Annotated in this window: 21 protein-coding genes; 10 read left to right on the top strand and 11 right to left on the bottom strand. The window is 40.2% G+C overall.

Features of this window, described 5'->3' with window-relative positions:
• Nucleotides 1–44: 44 nt before the first annotated feature.
• The 6 genes from rraB to Q4600_RS06775 form a co-directional block, all read right to left on the bottom strand.
• Nucleotides 45–443: a ribonuclease E inhibitor RraB gene (rraB, locus tag Q4600_RS06800; RefSeq protein WP_102526633.1), complete on the bottom strand. Its 399-nt coding sequence runs from the start codon at nt 441–443 to the stop codon at nt 45–47.
• 55 nt (nt 444–498) lie between these two features.
• Nucleotides 499–1230 carry a 1-acylglycerol-3-phosphate O-acyltransferase gene (locus Q4600_RS06795; RefSeq protein WP_229371297.1) on the bottom strand — a complete coding sequence of 244 codons (732 nt, stop codon included), beginning with the start codon at nt 1228–1230 and terminating at the stop codon, nt 499–501.
• Nucleotides 1231–1432: 202 nt separating this feature from the next.
• The gene (locus tag Q4600_RS06790) at nt 1433–2218 is read right to left on the bottom strand and encodes a metal ABC transporter permease (RefSeq protein ID WP_102526635.1); all 786 of its coding nucleotides are present in this window, start codon (nt 2216–2218) and stop codon (nt 1433–1435) included.
• 4 nt (nt 2219–2222) lie between these two features.
• Nucleotides 2223–3101, bottom strand: a complete 879-nt coding sequence (locus tag Q4600_RS06785; RefSeq protein ID WP_303514880.1) for a metal ABC transporter solute-binding protein, Zn/Mn family — start codon at nt 3099–3101, stop codon at nt 2223–2225.
• Between the two features lie 13 nt (nt 3102–3114).
• Nucleotides 3115–4377: a hypothetical protein gene (locus tag Q4600_RS06780; protein ID WP_303514806.1), complete on the bottom strand. Its 1263-nt coding sequence runs from the start codon at nt 4375–4377 to the stop codon at nt 3115–3117.
• A gap of 77 nt (nt 4378–4454) precedes the next feature.
• The gene (locus Q4600_RS06775; RefSeq protein ID WP_229371293.1) at nt 4455–4745 is read right to left on the bottom strand and encodes an ABC-type zinc uptake system zinc chaperone; all 291 of its coding nucleotides are present in this window, start codon (nt 4743–4745) and stop codon (nt 4455–4457) included.
• Nucleotides 4746–4964: 219 nt separating this feature from the next.
• Here Q4600_RS06775 and Q4600_RS06770 point away from each other — a divergent pair, with 219 nt between their 5' ends.
• Nucleotides 4965–5090 (top strand): hypothetical protein, encoded by a 126-nt coding sequence (locus Q4600_RS06770; RefSeq protein WP_303514808.1) that lies wholly within the window; start codon nt 4965–4967, stop codon nt 5088–5090.
• On the opposite strand, the gene Q4600_RS06765 is transcribed toward Q4600_RS06770, so the two are convergent.
• Nucleotides 5091–5423: a hypothetical protein gene (locus Q4600_RS06765; protein ID WP_229371291.1), complete on the bottom strand. Its 333-nt coding sequence runs from the start codon at nt 5421–5423 to the stop codon at nt 5091–5093.
• A 105-nt stretch (nt 5424–5528) separates the two neighbouring features.
• Between Q4600_RS06765 and Q4600_RS06760 the strand changes: the two genes are divergently transcribed.
• Nucleotides 5529–7154, top strand: coding sequence for a mechanosensitive ion channel family protein (locus Q4600_RS06760; RefSeq protein ID WP_303514810.1), 1626 nt, complete (start codon nt 5529–5531; stop codon nt 7152–7154).
• A gap of 103 nt (nt 7155–7257) precedes the next feature.
• Here the strand turns inward: Q4600_RS06760 and Q4600_RS06755 are convergent, their stop codons facing one another.
• Complete coding sequence (locus Q4600_RS06755; RefSeq protein WP_303514812.1) at nt 7258–8130, bottom strand: MaoC/PaaZ C-terminal domain-containing protein; 873 nt, start codon at nt 8128–8130, stop codon at nt 7258–7260.
• Between the two features lie 163 nt (nt 8131–8293).
• Complete coding sequence (locus tag Q4600_RS06750; protein ID WP_303514813.1) at nt 8294–9223, bottom strand: TraB/GumN family protein; 930 nt, start codon at nt 9221–9223, stop codon at nt 8294–8296.
• Nucleotides 9224–9273: 50 nt separating this feature from the next.
• On the opposite strand from Q4600_RS06750, the gene Q4600_RS06745 reads away from it, so the two are divergent.
• Both Q4600_RS06745 and Q4600_RS06740 read left to right on the top strand, forming a co-directional pair.
• A complete protein-coding gene (locus Q4600_RS06745; protein WP_229371285.1) occupies nt 9274–9585 on the top strand; it encodes a prephenate dehydrogenase in 312 nt (103 codons plus the stop codon).
• Between the two features lie 210 nt (nt 9586–9795).
• Complete coding sequence (locus Q4600_RS06740) at nt 9796–11538, top strand: GGDEF domain-containing protein (protein WP_303514816.1); 1743 nt, start codon at nt 9796–9798, stop codon at nt 11536–11538.
• 57 nt (nt 11539–11595) lie between these two features.
• Here the strand turns inward: Q4600_RS06740 and Q4600_RS06735 are convergent, their stop codons facing one another.
• Entirely contained in the window at nt 11596–12126 is a 531-nt protein-coding gene (locus tag Q4600_RS06735) for a DUF3016 domain-containing protein (RefSeq protein WP_102526643.1), read from the bottom strand.
• Between the two features lie 324 nt (nt 12127–12450).
• Here Q4600_RS06735 and Q4600_RS06730 point away from each other — a divergent pair, with 324 nt between their 5' ends.
• Nucleotides 12451–12777 carry a hypothetical protein gene (locus Q4600_RS06730; protein ID WP_102526644.1) on the top strand — a complete coding sequence of 109 codons (327 nt, stop codon included), beginning with the start codon at nt 12451–12453 and terminating at the stop codon, nt 12775–12777.
• Nucleotides 12778–12883: 106 nt separating this feature from the next.
• Here the strand turns inward: Q4600_RS06730 and Q4600_RS06725 are convergent, their stop codons facing one another.
• Nucleotides 12884–13393, bottom strand: a complete 510-nt coding sequence (locus tag Q4600_RS06725; protein ID WP_229371277.1) for a DUF4240 domain-containing protein — start codon at nt 13391–13393, stop codon at nt 12884–12886.
• 159 nt (nt 13394–13552) lie between these two features.
• Here Q4600_RS06725 and Q4600_RS06720 point away from each other — a divergent pair, with 159 nt between their 5' ends.
• The 5 genes from Q4600_RS06720 (at nt 13553) to Q4600_RS06700 (ending at nt 16776) form a co-directional block, all read left to right on the top strand.
• Nucleotides 13553–13906, top strand: a complete 354-nt coding sequence (locus tag Q4600_RS06720; RefSeq protein WP_241906346.1) for a hypothetical protein — start codon at nt 13553–13555, stop codon at nt 13904–13906.
• Nucleotides 13907–13994: 88 nt separating this feature from the next.
• Nucleotides 13995–14792 carry a response regulator gene (locus tag Q4600_RS06715; RefSeq protein WP_102526647.1) on the top strand — a complete coding sequence of 266 codons (798 nt, stop codon included), beginning with the start codon at nt 13995–13997 and terminating at the stop codon, nt 14790–14792.
• 207 nt (nt 14793–14999) lie between these two features.
• The gene (locus Q4600_RS06710) at nt 15000–15272 is read left to right on the top strand and encodes an HU family DNA-binding protein (protein ID WP_102526648.1); all 273 of its coding nucleotides are present in this window, start codon (nt 15000–15002) and stop codon (nt 15270–15272) included.
• A gap of 304 nt (nt 15273–15576) precedes the next feature.
• Nucleotides 15577–16269 carry a TorF family putative porin gene (locus Q4600_RS06705; RefSeq protein WP_102526649.1) on the top strand — a complete coding sequence of 231 codons (693 nt, stop codon included), beginning with the start codon at nt 15577–15579 and terminating at the stop codon, nt 16267–16269.
• A gap of 333 nt (nt 16270–16602) precedes the next feature.
• Nucleotides 16603–16776, top strand: coding sequence for a hypothetical protein (locus tag Q4600_RS06700; protein WP_198589520.1), 174 nt, complete (start codon nt 16603–16605; stop codon nt 16774–16776).
• The last annotated feature ends 8 nt before the right edge of the window (nt 16777–16784 follow it).

Raw genomic sequence — 16784 nt, 5'->3', positions numbered from 1 at the left:
ACTCATTTGAGTGGGCTTTTTATGATTTTTCAGAAACAAGTTAATTAAAACTCATCTTCTTCATCTTGTTCTTCATCAAGCTCATCTTCGTCACCGACAAAGAAGGTTCCCCAACCGTCATAATCCACTTTTTGCTTTTGCGCTAAAAGCATCAGTTGCTCACAAGCTTTATCTAGCAAGTCAGCTTCAAGTGCGTGATTAGCAATTGCATCAAAACAGAAAATGATTGAGCCATCTTCTAGCTCCATCTCTTCAGCATCATTCACTTCAAAACCAAGTTTAAATGCATCAACCGCCGCTTTTTCTAAACGGTCAAAATTAGTCGATGAAAAGTGATGCTCAATCGTGTATTCGGCATCGGCTTGCGAACCATCAGCAAGCAAAGCTTGGATAATTTCACGGTTCTCAGCAAACTGCTCTTTTAAAAGACCTTCAATAGACATGGAGTAACTCCGTTAACAAAATAATGCGGCTAATCGCTAATTATACGTGATAAATCTACTGAGGTTTAGCCATTAATGCCGATGCTTCTTGATTTAATTCAGCTAAACGCTTTGACATTGCCTCATGCACCTTAGCACAAAGCTTTTTAACATCACTTTTATCCACATTTGCAGTCGACATCGGTGCCATCATTTCCACAATCACCACACCGTTATTCCAACGGTTCAATTTAATGTGGTTTTGACATGACGCCAGTACTGGGACTATTGATGCTTTAGCTGCGATAGCGGTGTGGAATGCACCTACTTTAAATGGCAATAAACCACGGCCACGAGAACGGGTTCCTTCAGGGAAAATCCAAACTGATAATAGTTTGTTTTTCATTTTCTCGACTGTTTTAGCCATGGTATCAAAGGCACTATGACGATTTTTACGGTCAATCAGAATATTACCTGACAACCAGTAAATTTGCCCAAATAGCGGCATCCACGCCAAACTTTTCTTACCTAAACTCACTGTCGCTTTTGGAACAGCTGAAGTATGAGTAAATAAATCAAAGTTATTCTGATGATTCGCTAAATAGATTTTAGGTTCTTTCGGGTTTTCTTCTGTTGCATGACGAGTAATAACTTTAATGCCAAGGATTGGGGCAACGGATGAAAAAATGCGAGCGATAACATGGACATTATCACGATGCATTGGTCTGACAATACAAAGGATGATTGCGAAAAAAAACGCCAGTGTTAATAACACTGCAAGAATAATTGAACGAGCAATTAACAGCACAAGCAGGCTCCTGCGAAGAAAGTGGCGACAGTATAGCCAGCACGGATGCTGGACTCAATGATTTGTTTGATTTCAGTTTACAATTGTAAGCTTAAATGATTATACACCAGCCAAGATGAATTAATGATGCGTTAAACATTAACGCATCATTAATTATACAGTTTGACTCGGATTTTATTGAGTGTGTTGCTGATTTGAGTATTTAATTGCTTAGGGATGAAGCCGTTTTTGACGCCTTCATCGACAGGAATACTCGCATTAGAATCGCACTCATAGCTAACGCAGCTACAATCGCGGCGCCACTCGGTAAATCATAAGTGGCCGAAAGTATAAGCCCTGCAATGTATCCAACAAATCCAACCACATAGGCAAGTGCCAATAATCCTTTTCCTTGGTACTTATTCAGTGCCAAGGCAGGAAGGATTAAGGTACTAAAGACCAAGTAGACGCCAATCAATTCAACCGAAAGTGTTATGACAATGGCAAACAGGAAGTAAAAACCTGCACCGTCTAACACTTGTGGCTTCATCACGATTAACGCCAATATAGCGGCAGAAACAATGGCTGGCAGGACGAGCTGAGACCAGTTAACCCATAATATTTGCCCCGACATTAGCTGTTTTAATAGCTCAGCACCATGAGGATCATTCGATAGCAGCAACATGGCTGCCACCGCACTCAGCACATAAAAACAACCAATAATCGCTTCAAGTTCATCAGCAAATCTTTTAGATAACCAAGCAATAAAACCTGCACCCACCAATGCAAATAACGCAGGCATCCACACATGAGAAAAAGGGAGTTCCTCAATACTGTGGTCCATATGCGATACGATTGCACCTAAAGCAGCCACTTGAGCAATGGCCAAATCAATAAAGATAATCCCACGTTTTAATACTTGGCGACCTAATACAACATGAGTAGACAGTACTAGTAAGCCAGCAACAAATGCAGGAATTAAAATAGGTAGCAAATCGAGATCTAGCATAAGTTTATTGAACCTCTGTAAGCATTGTTATAACGCTATCATAAAGGCTAAACAAATCTGTGCTATCACTGTTGCCACCCACTGACATAGGCAGAATTAGCACAGGTAAGTCCGTGCGTTCACCCAGCCAATTAGCACCGCGTTCATCTTGATAAGATGTCACTAATATCGCCATCACATCGCCTTCTTGGCTACGATTAACCAATTTTGCTAAATGGCTACTACTAGGTGGAATGCCAGGTTTAGGTTCTAAGTCTGCCACTTGTTCGATGCCTAGCCAGTTAAACAGGTAACGAAAGCTTGAATGGTACGCAATCACCTTTTTACCTTTCAAACCCGCCGCTTGCTCTTCCCATTTAGGGATAGCTTGTTGCCATCGATCGGTGAAATCGGTAAGTTTTGCCTGATAACCTGCAGCACCTTCAGGGTCTAATGCCGTCATTTTTTCTGACAATGCATTAGCCACCTGTAACATTCTACGAGGATCAAAGTGCAGATGTGGATTACCCTTTGCGTGAACATCACCCATAGAACGATCAACATATTCAAGTTTATCTAAGGTATCAATATGCTCAGCTGCGTAGAATAAACCGTTATCGGTTGAACGCACTTTATTATTCGATGCTTTCATTTGCAGCATAGGTAACCAACCAATTTCAAGGTCAGCTCCCGCACATACAACAAGATCCGCTTGACGCATCTTAGCGATCAAACTAGGTCTTGCCTGAACCAAATGCGGATCTTGCATTGCACTTGTCGCTGAATAAATTTTAGCTTCTGGCGCAATCTCTTGCGCTAAGGCAGCATATTCAGGCTCACAAGCAAACACATTTAACTGGGCATTCGCCGCGCTTGTCAAAAAGGCACTACAAAGCGCCCCCATCACAATGAGTTTTTTAGAATTGATGCGCACCGTGAGCTCCTAATGTCATAACATACTGAAGTGAGACAATGTTGTCGTCTTCAAAACCATCAAAGTTTGTACCTTTTTGATTAGTATATTGTAGACGGACAGTAGAGAAATGACTGTGATGCCAAGCTAAACTTAATTCAGTTTCTTTCAGTTTTTGCGGATCTAAATGGTCGCCATGAAGTTCATAGGTATCAACTTCACCGTAACGAACACCTGCAGACCAATGAGGAGAGAACTGATAAACACCACTTAAGTACCAACCTTCAAAATAATCATCGCCATGAGACTCTTCATGATCATGATCTTCCTCTTCATGGCCATGGTCGCCTTCTTCAAACGAAAAAGTATCCGTCACTCGGAAGTATTCACCACTCACTGTTAAATGTTGGTATTTGTAGTTACCGTTTGGCGCCCATTTATAAACAAAATCTGCGATGTAAGTATTTTCACCCGTGTAAGATGCGCTATGAGTGTGGCCTTCATGATCATGTTCTTCATCAGCATGACCTTCTTCCTCTTCACCCTCTACGACCATTACCTTACCATTGGCATTATATAAGTAGCTTAAGCCAACCTGCCAAGAGCTTGAATTACCAATGTCACCACCGAATTTAGTAAAAGCAGAATACACACCTACAGTGTCATACTCTCGTGGTCCATGCTCTTCATGTTCTTCCTCGTCATGCCCTTCTTCTTCATGCTCTTCATACATATCAGCAGCGCGCATTTTGTCGCCTTTAAAGACTTCAACACCCATAGTCCAATATAGATCAGTCGGAGCAACATAAGTTAGACGCACACCATCATCAAAATAATGATTACCCATGAACGCACGATAAGCACCTGGACGGTCAACAAATGAATCAGTATGTAAATGCTGATTATTTAAGTAACCAACATCAGATAGGAAGCGACCAGCACGAATACCTAAACCAGCAGGAAGCCCCATAGTTTGAATAAAAGCTTCTTCTAATTCAATTTCAGTTTCACCGTCGTGCGACTCTAAAATCGCGGTCACTTTTCCGTAAAACATGTCATCAATGTTTGCACTAATCGCCAGCTCTGTTTCGCCCAAACCGAAGCCTTCTTCACGCCCACCGAAACCACGATCTCCAGTCTGATAAAAACCATCAAGAACCGCACTAATGTTAGGGTTTGTTAAGCTAGAATCTTCAGCAAAAGCATGAGTTGAAGCGAATGCGCAGGCAACTGCAACTAAAGAAAGGCGTTTGTTTAAATAAGACATTTTATCTCCAAAATACAACAAGTCTTCGTCCATCATCTGTGATAGTCGAATAAAAAATTATGGTTAACGTTGTTAAATTAAGAGAAAAAAGGGGGCGCGCGGCTATGGTAAAGCGATTGGTGAACACTGCTATAAGTTCGACAGTTGTATGTGACAGTCTCGAAGTGCTGACGAACAATGGCGATGCTTAATTCAGTTGAGGGAAGTGCAGCATTAAACTGATGCTGATGGACACATAAAGTACAACTAGTACTTAATGAATCATGGTCATGGATCACGTTATGTGCAGAAGCCGCAAACGACAGTAGTACTAGCATGGCTGAAAGCCATACCACAACACTGCGCTTTATTGGTCTAAATCTATGCACCAAACTCATCCTTGGATTAAAAAATCAGTGCTATCTTAAAAAGATTACAAAAAAAAGCAACCAATAGAGTGTTACAAATCACTTTAAATAAAAAAACGTGACGCACCATAGCAACTTATGCCATTCATCGTTATGCTATTTTAAGATTAGCTTAAGCTGAAAACGCTAAAATATTAGCCATATATAGCAGCTTAGTCAGCCAAGACAGGGGATTTAACTATGATGAATTTACTCAAAGACAACATCGGTATTATTATAACAATGGTCATCATTGGCGTTGTTGTGCTTGGTGGTATTTATTATGTTGAAGCAGCACTAGAAAACCAAGTTCAAGTTGTAGACTAATTATTTGATTTCATCTGTTGGTTTACCGTCTTCTTCAGGCGCTTCAATAACCAGCAGGTGGTCCATCAAATGCGTTACCCCCGTCAGTATTAGCGATAGCATAATAACGGGGGTGATAATATTTGCTAATCCTTCGACAAAATACCCCGTCACACCAGCGATTACTGCAGTATAAAAACCAATCACTTTTAGTATCGTTAGAATTCCATGACGTCCTAACCACGCCTGACAATGATAACATTGTATTTGCGCCGAAAACCCTTTGCCGCGTGTTCCAGTAACTTTACTGACCGAAATAGGTTTGTGGCAATGTGCACACTGTAAGGCAGCCATAGATAGCCTATCTAAAAATAAAAAGTGCGTAAGTTTAGCAAATTATCGTCAAACTTCATCCAATAACTTATCATTAGCGTTCTACCATTCTACAGGACGTTAATCATGCCAAGAATTCTGTTTGTTATTTGCTGTCTCATCAGCTTAATTAGCTTTTCTGGTAATAGCTTTGCTGCTGAAGTTGAACCAGCAACAAGCAAAAAAATTCAACAATTACAAAACACCATTGATACTGATGTCGCTTGGCTTAAAACAGCTAAAGGTGAGCTTAAAGATGTCAGTGAATATCGCATTCGTCATAAAACCAATTTATTACGCCAAGAGCTCGCTACGCTAGTTAATCAGCCAGAACCCGATTTAGCTTACTTAGTTCCGCAAGTGAATAAGCAATTAATCTTTCTTGATAAAGTCGGCCAATACATCGATGAAAGAACCACTGAACTCCAATTGGAGCTTGGTGGAGATAATGACGCAGTCATTATGCAACAAATTATCAAACGTGAAGAAGACCGAGATCATTATCTACAAGCTGAACTCGAAACTATCGCTTGGGGCAAACTACTGAATATCAGTGTTGATAATGCTGAAGCAGCTTTAACAGCAGAAGTGTTGCTGAGAGCAGATTACTTTGAAAGCTTAGTCACTTACACCCAAGCACAGCTAAAAAAAGCGGTAGCCGATGCATCTAATGCTGGAGCAGATGTCAGTGCTGAACAGAAAAGTAAGGTTTCATTACTCAAAGATCGCTTAGCAATGCACACCTCAAGCTTGAATGTTGCGGTCGAAATGCTCGAAGCTCTTGGTCAAGACACGACTCAAATCAAGCAAACATTATTCAGTGTATCTGGTGATATTACTCAAGACGTTCTTAACTTTGATGTTGCCTCAAGTCTTATCGAAGAATGGATGACCATTGCTAAAAATCAAGCTTTGGAAAATGGTGCAGGGATGACGTTTAAAATCGTCATCTTCTTGATCATTATTTTCCTTACCAGCTTGGTTGCCAAACTCGTGAGAAAGGTGGTTCGTAAAGCCGTCAACTCATCTAAGTTGCAATTTAGCATTTTGCTGCAAGACTTCTTTACTTCGATTTCAGGCAATGTGATTTATGCTTTAGGTCTATTGATTGCCTTATCTCAGCTTGGGTTTGAATTAGCACCATTGCTCGCAGGTTTTGGTATCGCGGGTGTGATTATTGGTTTTGCATTGCAAGATACATTATCAAACTTTGCTTCGGGCATGATGATTCTAATTTATCGTCCCTATGATGTCGGTGACCTAATTAACGCAGCAGGTGTAACGGGTCGCGTCAGCCATATGAGCCTTGTATCGACCACGGTGAAAACCTTAGATAACCAAAGACTGATCATTCCAAATAATAAAATTTGGGGCGACACCATTAATAACATCACTGTAGAGCAAGAGCGCCGTGTTGATATGACATTTGGTATCGGTTATGGGGATGACATCCCTAAAGCAGAAAAGATATTAACAGATATCGTGATGGCTCATCCTAAGGTTAAACAGTTCCCTGAGCCTATGATTAAGCTACATACACTTGGCGAGTCATCAGTGGATTTCATTGTTCGCCCATGGGCTGCCCCCCTCGATTACTGGGATGTATATTGGGACATTACTCGCGAAGTGAAAATGCAATTTGATGCACAAGGAGTCAGTATTCCTTTCCCACAACGCGATGTGCATATTTACCACGAAAAATCTGCAGATTAAGCCTGCAGCTTATCTAACAATACAAAAAGCCCGAGCTATCTGCTCGGGCTTTTTAATGATTAACTGCAAGCGTAAACTTACTCATCTAAACAAGTTACTCAAACTATTTATCTAAGTAGGTCATCGTGCCTAATAAGTGTGGACGGCGACCTTTAATATCTCGCATTTCAAAACGCTTACCGTTTTCCATACTTTCAAATGCAAATGTCACTTCAGATGGCATAAACACGGGTAACTTAAATTCCACATCGACTTTAAATGGACGCTCGCCAATAAACTGCATTAACGCCGCTAAAGAACGCGCTTTAGACCACATTCCGTGTGCCAGCACTCTTTCAAAACCAAATCGTTTGGACACAATGGGGTGCAAATGAATCAGATTATAATCCCCTGATGCTTTGGCATACTGTCGGCCTAAGTCTTCTGGTAATTTCCAAGTGAGTACATCTTCCCAAACCATATCTGAACCACGTGGTGGTCTTGCTCTGCGCCCTTTTGACTCAATACGATAAAGATAAGTTGATAATGCTTCCCACACTAACTCTTCGCCCACATAAATTTTAGAGGCTAATTCAAACTCTAGCCCTGTGTCAGTGGTTTTGCTTGAGGTGAGCTCACACTGAACATCAAAGGTTTCATCTGCATTAATTGGACGATACAAGCTAATGCTATTTTTTAAGTGGATCATCCCTAAAAGCGGGAAGGTAATCGCTTTATGAGTAAAAACAGTTGCATGCAATCTAAAGGCAAGTACGTACAAGAACGTTGGCGGTAATACCTTGCCATCAAAATCGAACTCACAGACATCTGCATATTGACGGACTTTTTTGTCAGCAACATTAATACCTTTAGCTTGAACATAAACATTCGGCAAAGGTTGCTGATCCCAACCCGGTTTACGCGTGAGTAATATCTTTCGATATAGTGACAACAACGATGGCATCGAAGCTAGTTCTATAGAGTAATCGTGACTCAAAGAGCACCCTTTCTGTATTAAGTGAAACGCAGTATTTAGACTGACTAAATACTGCGTCACAATTGTTTCAATATCGATATTATACATCGACTTGTAATACATCAGTAAAAAAAATACGTTTTAGGCTGTTATTCCAACATATAAAATATTTTTTATTTACACTCTAGTCACACTGTTTATCCCAGCAATCGATAACGGTTGCACCCGCTTGTTGCAGTAATTGTGGAACGGTTTGCTGACCAACAACATGACCTGCGCCCACCACCACGAATAAGGTTTGGTAATCGGATTCAGCGAGAATGTCGAAAATACGTTTACTCATAGTGTGGTTTCTTTGCCACAGTAACTTATCGAGCAATTCATCCGAGTCTTCCGCTTGATCCTCCATTATGTCGGCTATCGCTTTATGATCGCCACTGCGCCATGCATTAATCAACGCCAACATATCCTCGTCAGTCGCATTAATCGCTTCATCGAGTAACTGTTGTTGGGTCTTATCAGAAAATGATGAAATCAAATCAAATTGAAACTGTACACTTTCAAGCTCAAGTAGCGGTTTACTCAGATCTCTCGCAACAAACGTGACATCAACACCAGCTTCCGGGCTAAAACCCAATGATGCAAACCGAGCGACTCCAATTTGGTTTGCTTGAAGCCAGGTAGCCAAAGGCTTAAGACCATCACACATGGTTTGGTTTTTGGCACAAAACATAGGATAACGTTGGTTTAAATCACTTTGTTTATTCGCAGTAGCAAAACCATATTGCTGTAATAATTGCTGCACATTGGCTTTAGTCACATCCGCTTCAATAACCAACGCCTCTGAATCGACGAATGCTTGTTCAATTTGCAGCGGTAAAGGATAAAAGTCAGCCTTGCCAATGTGGATAGAGCCTAATACGTATACTGTTTTATCTTGATATGTAGCCTTAAAAAATGGCGGTTTATCTGACTCAGCTGCAAAAGCTGCTGCAGCGATAACCAAACTTGATAGGCAAAGGAAAACCAGCATCATAATGCCGCTAAGCCTTTTATTTTCTCCAAAGCGTTGCATCATTGGCACTTTTCCCTTCGTTTGACTTGTTAGTAACATGCCAGCCCCTTATAATTTAGCTTAATATTATGATGTTGAATGAGGCTATCATGCCGTATACCCAAGTTATCCAGCAATTAAAAGAAAGTCTGCAAACAGGATACCGTCAAGCCATTGATGCCGATAAAAGACTCGACGAATTACGTCAAGCTGGCCATGGTAAGTTTGTGGCAATCTTTACTGAAGAACAAGGTTTTACGCAAAAAAGTAATCGTTTTTTGCCGTATGTTCAGGAACTTGCAAATGAGTTAGAAGAGCTACAAGGCCTTAGTCATATTCCACCAGAAGCACTTGAAGCTCACGTACAAAAAATTGCAGCGTTATTGAAAACGCTGCATTTATTTAAACAAAACACTAAATAAGTGTTGTTTAAGCCCCAAATAAAAAAGCAGCCATTAGGCTGCTTTTTTATTTGTTCTACATGCCCCTTCCTCAACCTACCAATGCAAAAGTAGCGATATATGACATAACTTTTAATACTTTGGTTTTAAACTCTATTTCACTGTTAACGACATATTTCTGTCATTTTCCTGCCATAGACTGATGAATTAATTTGCTATGGAATTGATTAGATGAGCGTTATAGATTTAGAAAAAGAACTGAATAAGATAATTGCTAAACAATCTATCAATGCCATTTTTCAGCCAATTTTTAATATCACTAACCAGAAAGTGCATGGCTTTGAAGCATTGAGCCGCGGCCCTGAACATAGTCCGCTTTTTTCTCCTGTGCCTTTATTCAAAACTGCTGAGCATATGGATAAACTCAGCGAGTTAGAAACCTTATGTCGCAGCATCTCAATTAATGCATTTAAAACCTGCGAGTTGAAAGGCAAGTTATTCATCAATATCTCACCTAAAGCCCTTCTCGACCCTGATCATCCCAAAGGCTTAACCTTACAACTCATTAAACAAATGGGACTGCGCCCTGAAGATGTTGTTATTGAACTGTCAGAGCAGTATCCCGCTGATGATATCGATTTACTCAAAGACTGCTTGAACCACTATCGTAACCAAGGTTTCTTAACCGCAATTGATGATTTGGGCGCTGGATATTCTGGATTACGTTTATGGTCAGAATTAGCCCCTGACTACGTCAAAATTGACCGTCATTTTATTCATCAGATAGATAGCACACCAGTTAAGCAAGAATTCGTTCGCTCCATTGTGGAACTATGCCAAAACCTAACCTGTAAAGTGATTGCTGAAGGCATAGAAACACCTGCTGAGCTCACCATGCTGAAACAACTGGGAGTCACATATTGTCAGGGGTATTTGTTAGGGCGCCCTAATATCAAACCCAATACATACATGAGTTCGGAATTAGTATCAGCACCATTAGCGCCGCAAAATCGCTATTGCGAAACAGCTGAAAGCCTATGTGCACCTGCTAATATCGCGACTCCAGAGACTAAGCTCAAACAACTCAGCGAGCAATTCATCAACCAGCCTGCACTTCAAGCGATTGTTATCGCAGATAATGGACAAGCCAAAGGTATTGTTAGCCGTAATCATATTTTAGAGTTGTTTAGCACACCCTATGGCAGAGCTTTACATGAAAATCACCCTGCAAGTGCGGTAATGGATAAGCAAGTCTTTCAAATCGATGCCAGCGAGCCACTGTCAACGGTCAGCCAATTACTCACTTCTGAGCACTCCACCACAGTAGCGCAGCAATTTATCATTCTTCGACAGGGTAAACTTATCGGTATTGGCCACACTAAAGATTTATTGCAACGCATAACAGAATACCGAATAAAAGTCGCAAGACACGCTAATCCCTTGAGCAATTTGCCGGGAAATGTACCCATACAAGAAGAGTTGAAACGATTACGTTCCCAAAAGAAAGCCTTCTACTTGGCCTATTTCGACTTATGTCACTTTAAACCTTATAACGATATCTACGGGTTTTCACGTGGCGATGAAGTCATTATGGAAGTTGCTAATCTGCTCACTCATTACCAGAACGAACATAGCTTTGTCGGCCATATTGGCGGCGATGATTTTGTGATGATCAGCACTTGCTCTGAGGCTATTACTCATTTTCAAATGATCGTTGCGCAATTTGAAAAAAGTAAACGGACCTATTACTCAACTGAACACTGGCAAGCCCAAACCGTATACGCCAATGATCGTCAGGATAAAAAAGTACTTCATCCGTTGATCTCATTATGCGTAGGGGTGTTATCACCGAATTTGACGATACAAACCAGTGATCATGAATTATCTATGCTCAGTGCAGAAGCTAAAAAGCAGGCTAAATTTGCCAAGAATGGCTTTTATTTCTCAAATCATAACCAACAAAAAACAGCTTAATTCAATTAAGCTGTTTTTTGTGTGTTTGCATACTTGGCTATGGGTCAAATGTCAGCCCTAAAGCTTTGGTGCAACCGTTTTATTAAGCCAGTCTTTTAGCATGGTGGATTCATACTGAAACGGCTTTTGATTGCGAGTTGAATGAGTGCCATACATAAAGTTCATATCAATAAGTTTCTCGTCACCTGCCATAATCACTTTATCACCTTCAGTGATGCTGTAAGTAAAAGTCATTCTTGGCGGATATAAATCCTTCACGATACGAAGCTCATTGGCAGTTGTTGCGCCAAATGTAGGACGTAAATCCCCCGCTAAATCCACATCTGAAACTTGCATTTCAAGCTTTTGATTTGGTTTAAGCACTTTCTCAGCTTCTTTGTTCAAATTTTCGGTAATCGTATCGAAAAAGCGTTGTTGAAAACGGGATTTGACTTCAGTAGCCGTTTTTAAGTCGCGATATTTCTTAGGCTCTTGCCATTCGACTTTTACAACCCCTTCTTCTGTCATTGGGTTCGCAATCACTTCTTCATCTGCAATAGCAACATTACACATTAATGCGCCTGCAATAAGTAGATGTTTAACTTTCATTTGTCGTCTCCTGGCTATATCTATCTAAAACCTAATCTATGCCACTAGTATAAAAACTTAACCTGTATATCAGCTTAACGTAAAGCAGTTAACTTTGCTGTAGGAAATATGCCTATATAGACACAAGATAATCAACTAAACGCTCAAAAATACATCAAACACTGTTCAGTTTGCATTCAGCAAGACTTCGCTAATATACATCCCAAGCAAACGCACAGTACCAATACAAGGTAGCTGTTAAACAAAACTCTGTTAGCGTCACTGCAATTATCGCTCAAGGAATTAGCGCCAATACAAACCTACGTGTATGACTGGAGTAATAATATGAACAACATCTCAACTCAAACGACTTTCTCAACGACTGGTATGACTAAAAAACTATCTTTAGCCGCAACTTTCTTTATTGCTTTAGTCGTTTCATCTTCTAGTTTCGCTTATCAATTTGATGTTGATGCTCAAGGAGAGCAAGCGATTAAAGAACATCGTCAATTAATGGTTCAACATATGGCTTCTGCAGAGCAAGAGTACTCTGCCGAGCTAAATCAAGACTTCGACAAGCAAATGAAGACCGCTGAAAGTAAGTTTTTAGACCAAAAGTGCGAACAACGTGGTTTAGATTTCGATACACGCTCAGAAGTATGTGATGGATAATTAGCCAACTACCGTATACAACTAAAAATGCAGTCACTGATTAAGCAGTGACTGCATTTTTTCTTCAAGAATTTGAAAAGAGTCCAGCTTTATAATACAGGTAAGTTTAAAACGGAAAACGTGCACTCAACTTAGGATAATTCTTTCTTAAGTCTTTCTTCTTGGTGCTGAACTTTTTACCTTGTGGTGTATGTTGACCTGAAGGAATAAAGGGTAACTCATCACCCGTTCTATCTTCATACAGTTGACCAGCAATTAAATCATAATCTTCAATAAACGGGTAAGCCGAATCGTCTTTTGTGGGCCACAACTCAATATCACCTAGGCAGTCAGGGTCAGCAATCACCTTGTTATACCACTGCTCACCTAATGACAAAATAAAGCCTCTAAATTCAGCAAAGGCATAATCTGAATCACATCCAGTGATGATGTAAGCTGCGCCCCATATATCCCAGTTATAACTGCGTCGCATTTGTTGACCGAATATTTTATCGAATGCAGCTAATGATCCATCATCTAGTGGCGTCAGTTTATCTTTTAATGCGTCATGGCATTGCTGCTCAGATTGCTGCGGCTCAGTTCGGGTTACCAGTGACCAAAAGTCAGCTTCTGTCATTTCACTTTTCCTAAATTCTTTTGCAAACAACTCACAAAATTGATTCTACTCGCGGTATTCTACACCACATAAAATCTAAAACCTTACAGCCTATATCTAATCGCTATGAATAAACTCAGTCCTATCAGCACCAAACCACCACGCAGACTCATTATTCTGATGACATTTTATGTTTTGTTATCCATTCTTGCATTATTGCGTTCATACTCCATCCAAGGGATAGACTTGTTTACTATTGGCGTGATCCCGGTACTTTTCGGCCTTATAAAGCGAACCCATTGGGCTAGCATGGTATTTAAAATTTACTTAGGTATTCAAACATTAGCCGCGTTAGCACTGACCACGACCGCCATCATTGCCTATCAAATCACCCCTGAAGATGTAAAAGTAGAGTTTCAAGGTACTGAGCTTCCCATTCCAGCAATCGCCTTAACCGTACTGCTCATTCTCAGCTTTCAATATTGGGTCGCATTCAGTCAAAAAACCAAAGAGTACTTGCAGCGAACTTGTTAACCATTCGGGTGTTATAAGTATATTCAAAGCCAACCTTAGGTTAAAATGCACAGCATAAGACTCAATTACAAAAAAAAGAAGAAGTAGCATGAGCCATTTATCACCCAGTGAACTGTCGATTTTGCTGTTGGAGCCTTCAGAGGTTCAACGAAAAATCATCATTGCTAAATTGCACCAAGAAGGTGTTGATAGCATTCAAACAGCATCCAATCTTACTGAAGCTAAAGACATCATTGCCCGCCATACACCTGATTTAATTGTTAGTGCATTACATTTTGAAGATGGTGAGGCCACAGAACTCTTAAGTTTTATTAAACAAAAATCAGCCTATCAAGATATTCAATTCATGCTGGTTTCTAGCGAATGTCGTCGTGAGCAATTAGAAATATTCAGACAATCTGGTGTCGTGGCAATTTTACCTAAACCATTTGATGCCGATCATTTGGCTACAGCGCTAAATTCAACTATCGACCTCATTAGTAATGATGAATTAGATTTGAGTCATTTCGATGTCCAAGATATCCGAACTTTAGTTGTCGATGATAGCCGAATGGCACGTAACGTCATTAAACGCACTATAGGTAATTTAGGGATAAGAATTATCAGTGAAGCCGAAGATGGCGCTAAAGCCATTGAGCTTATGCAACAACAAATGTTTGATTTGGTCATCACTGATTACAATATGCCTAGTGTTGATGGATTAGCATTAACTCAATACATTCGTAACCAAAGCCAGCAATCACATATTCCGATTTTAATGGTCTCCTCTGAAGCAAACGACACTCATTTAAGTAACGTTTCCAGTGCCGGTGTTAACGCCTTATGTGACAAACCTTTCGAACCAAAACTCGTCAAACAACTGCTTTACCAACTATTAGAAGAATAGCCTGCTCAAAAAGTAATGACTTTTGGCTCTTCGTCACTAGTCATTTTCACTGATGAAATAGCCCAATTGGCTATTTTACGCCTTAAATGTCGCCAAAATGCCTTATCGCTACACATTAATCAGATAAAAGGCTTTTAAACCCCCATGGCTTATGGCATGTTAATCTAGTTTTAAATAAACACATCTATGGAAAGCAGAGAATACAACATGAACAAAAGTGAATTAATTGCAAAAATTGCAGAAAATGCTGAGCTGACTAAAGCTGAAGCTGGTCGCGCACTAAAGTCTTTTGAAGAAGCTGTTACTGAAGCCATGAAAAGTGGTGACAAGATTTCTATCGTAGGTTTTGGTTCTTTTGAAACCTCAGTTCGTGCAGCACGTACTGGCCGTAACCCACAAACCGGCAAAGAAATCCAAATTGCTGAAGCGACTGTACCAAAATTCAAAGCTGGTAAAACACTGAAAGATAGCGTTAATTAAATTAACAGCTTGAATTATAAAACCTCCCTATGGGAGGTTTTTTTATGCCTTTTTTCTACAGAACTAGGTTTAAAGTACAGGAATAGCGCACAAATCTTGCACACTAAAAGTGCAACCCTGCTTCATATCTATGCAACATTTTTGCTACAAGTCGGTGCAGAAACAGCTAAACATCTGAAAATGTAGCAATTTCAAACATGGCACACCATTAGCAATACCTCATACAGATAAAATCAACATTGAACATTGCTGCCCGATTACTAAGCAACAAGTTCAGTGATAAGAAAAACTTGAGGGAATGAAAATGAAAACATCGATATATAAAGCTATTGCGCTATCAACAGGTTTATTACTCAGTGGTTCTGCTTTAGCAGAAGTAACAGGTAACATCGGAGCGACATCAAATTACCTTTGGCGCGGTGTAAGCCAAACTGATAACGGCGCAGCTGTGCAAGGTGGCATTGATTACGCTGCTGATTCTGGCTTTTATGTTGGCGGTTGGGCTTCAAATGTCGATTTTGGTGATGGCACAAGTTACGAGCTAGATATCTATGCGGGTTACGGTGGTAACATTACTGAAGACTTAAGCTATGACATCAACTACCTGTACTACGCTTACCCAGATTCACCAGGAAGTGTTGATTTTGGTGAAGTGACAGTAGGTCTAGCATGGAAATGGTTAGATGTTTCATACTCTCACACTGTCAATGGTGGTGACGATATTGCTGCTGAGCCATTAGACTCTGCGGACATGATGTATGCACAAGCTAACTTAACGTTCCCATTGACTGAAAAATTGTCTCTGGGCGTTCATTACGGCTACTCTGATGGTGATGTCATCATGAGCTGGTTCGATACTGATAGCTACTCTGAATATAATGTGTCACTGAGCGCTGATACAGATTACGGTACAGTGTCATTCACTGCATCTGATACTGACTTAGATGAAGATGACGCTAAAATTGTTTTAGGTTACTCATATAGCTTCGGTTTATAAGGCTTAAACATTACTTTCTCAATTGAGGAAGTATGATTACAGCATGTTAAGCACTAAAAGCGCCACTCATTCAGAGTGGCGTTTTTAATGGCAATAATAAAATTTTCGATTCTACAATTAAGCAAAAATTTAAATACCTGCTACATTCAAAATATATGACTGATGAGGTGTTAGCGCAGACATTCTTCCGTCCTATTTTCAGTTCCATTCAACATTGACGTTACCGGCACAAACTAACCTGTGAACAATCAGGGCAGGTTTACCTTTACATTTAGCACTGGTGTTACGACTCACGCTAAACCGTTAGTCAAGAATGATATAGAGGGTAGAACGATGGCCAATATTACAGAAACCATTCCCAATGACACAGAAATTGAAGCAATGGTCACGCCTAGAAATAAGCGTTCAGCTGAGATTATTGAACGGAAAAGACAAGTGAAACGTCGTTTAGATGATTATTTAGAACAAGCAGAATTACGTAAAAACCTAGATGATGAATTATTCTAGCCTGAGCA

Origin of the sequence: Shewanella sp. 2_MG-2023 (assembly GCF_030548905.1) — a bacterium.
Classification (GTDB): Bacteria; Pseudomonadota; Gammaproteobacteria; order Enterobacterales; family Shewanellaceae; genus Shewanella; species Shewanella electrodiphila.
This window is presented reverse-complemented; position numbering and strand designations above follow the sequence as displayed.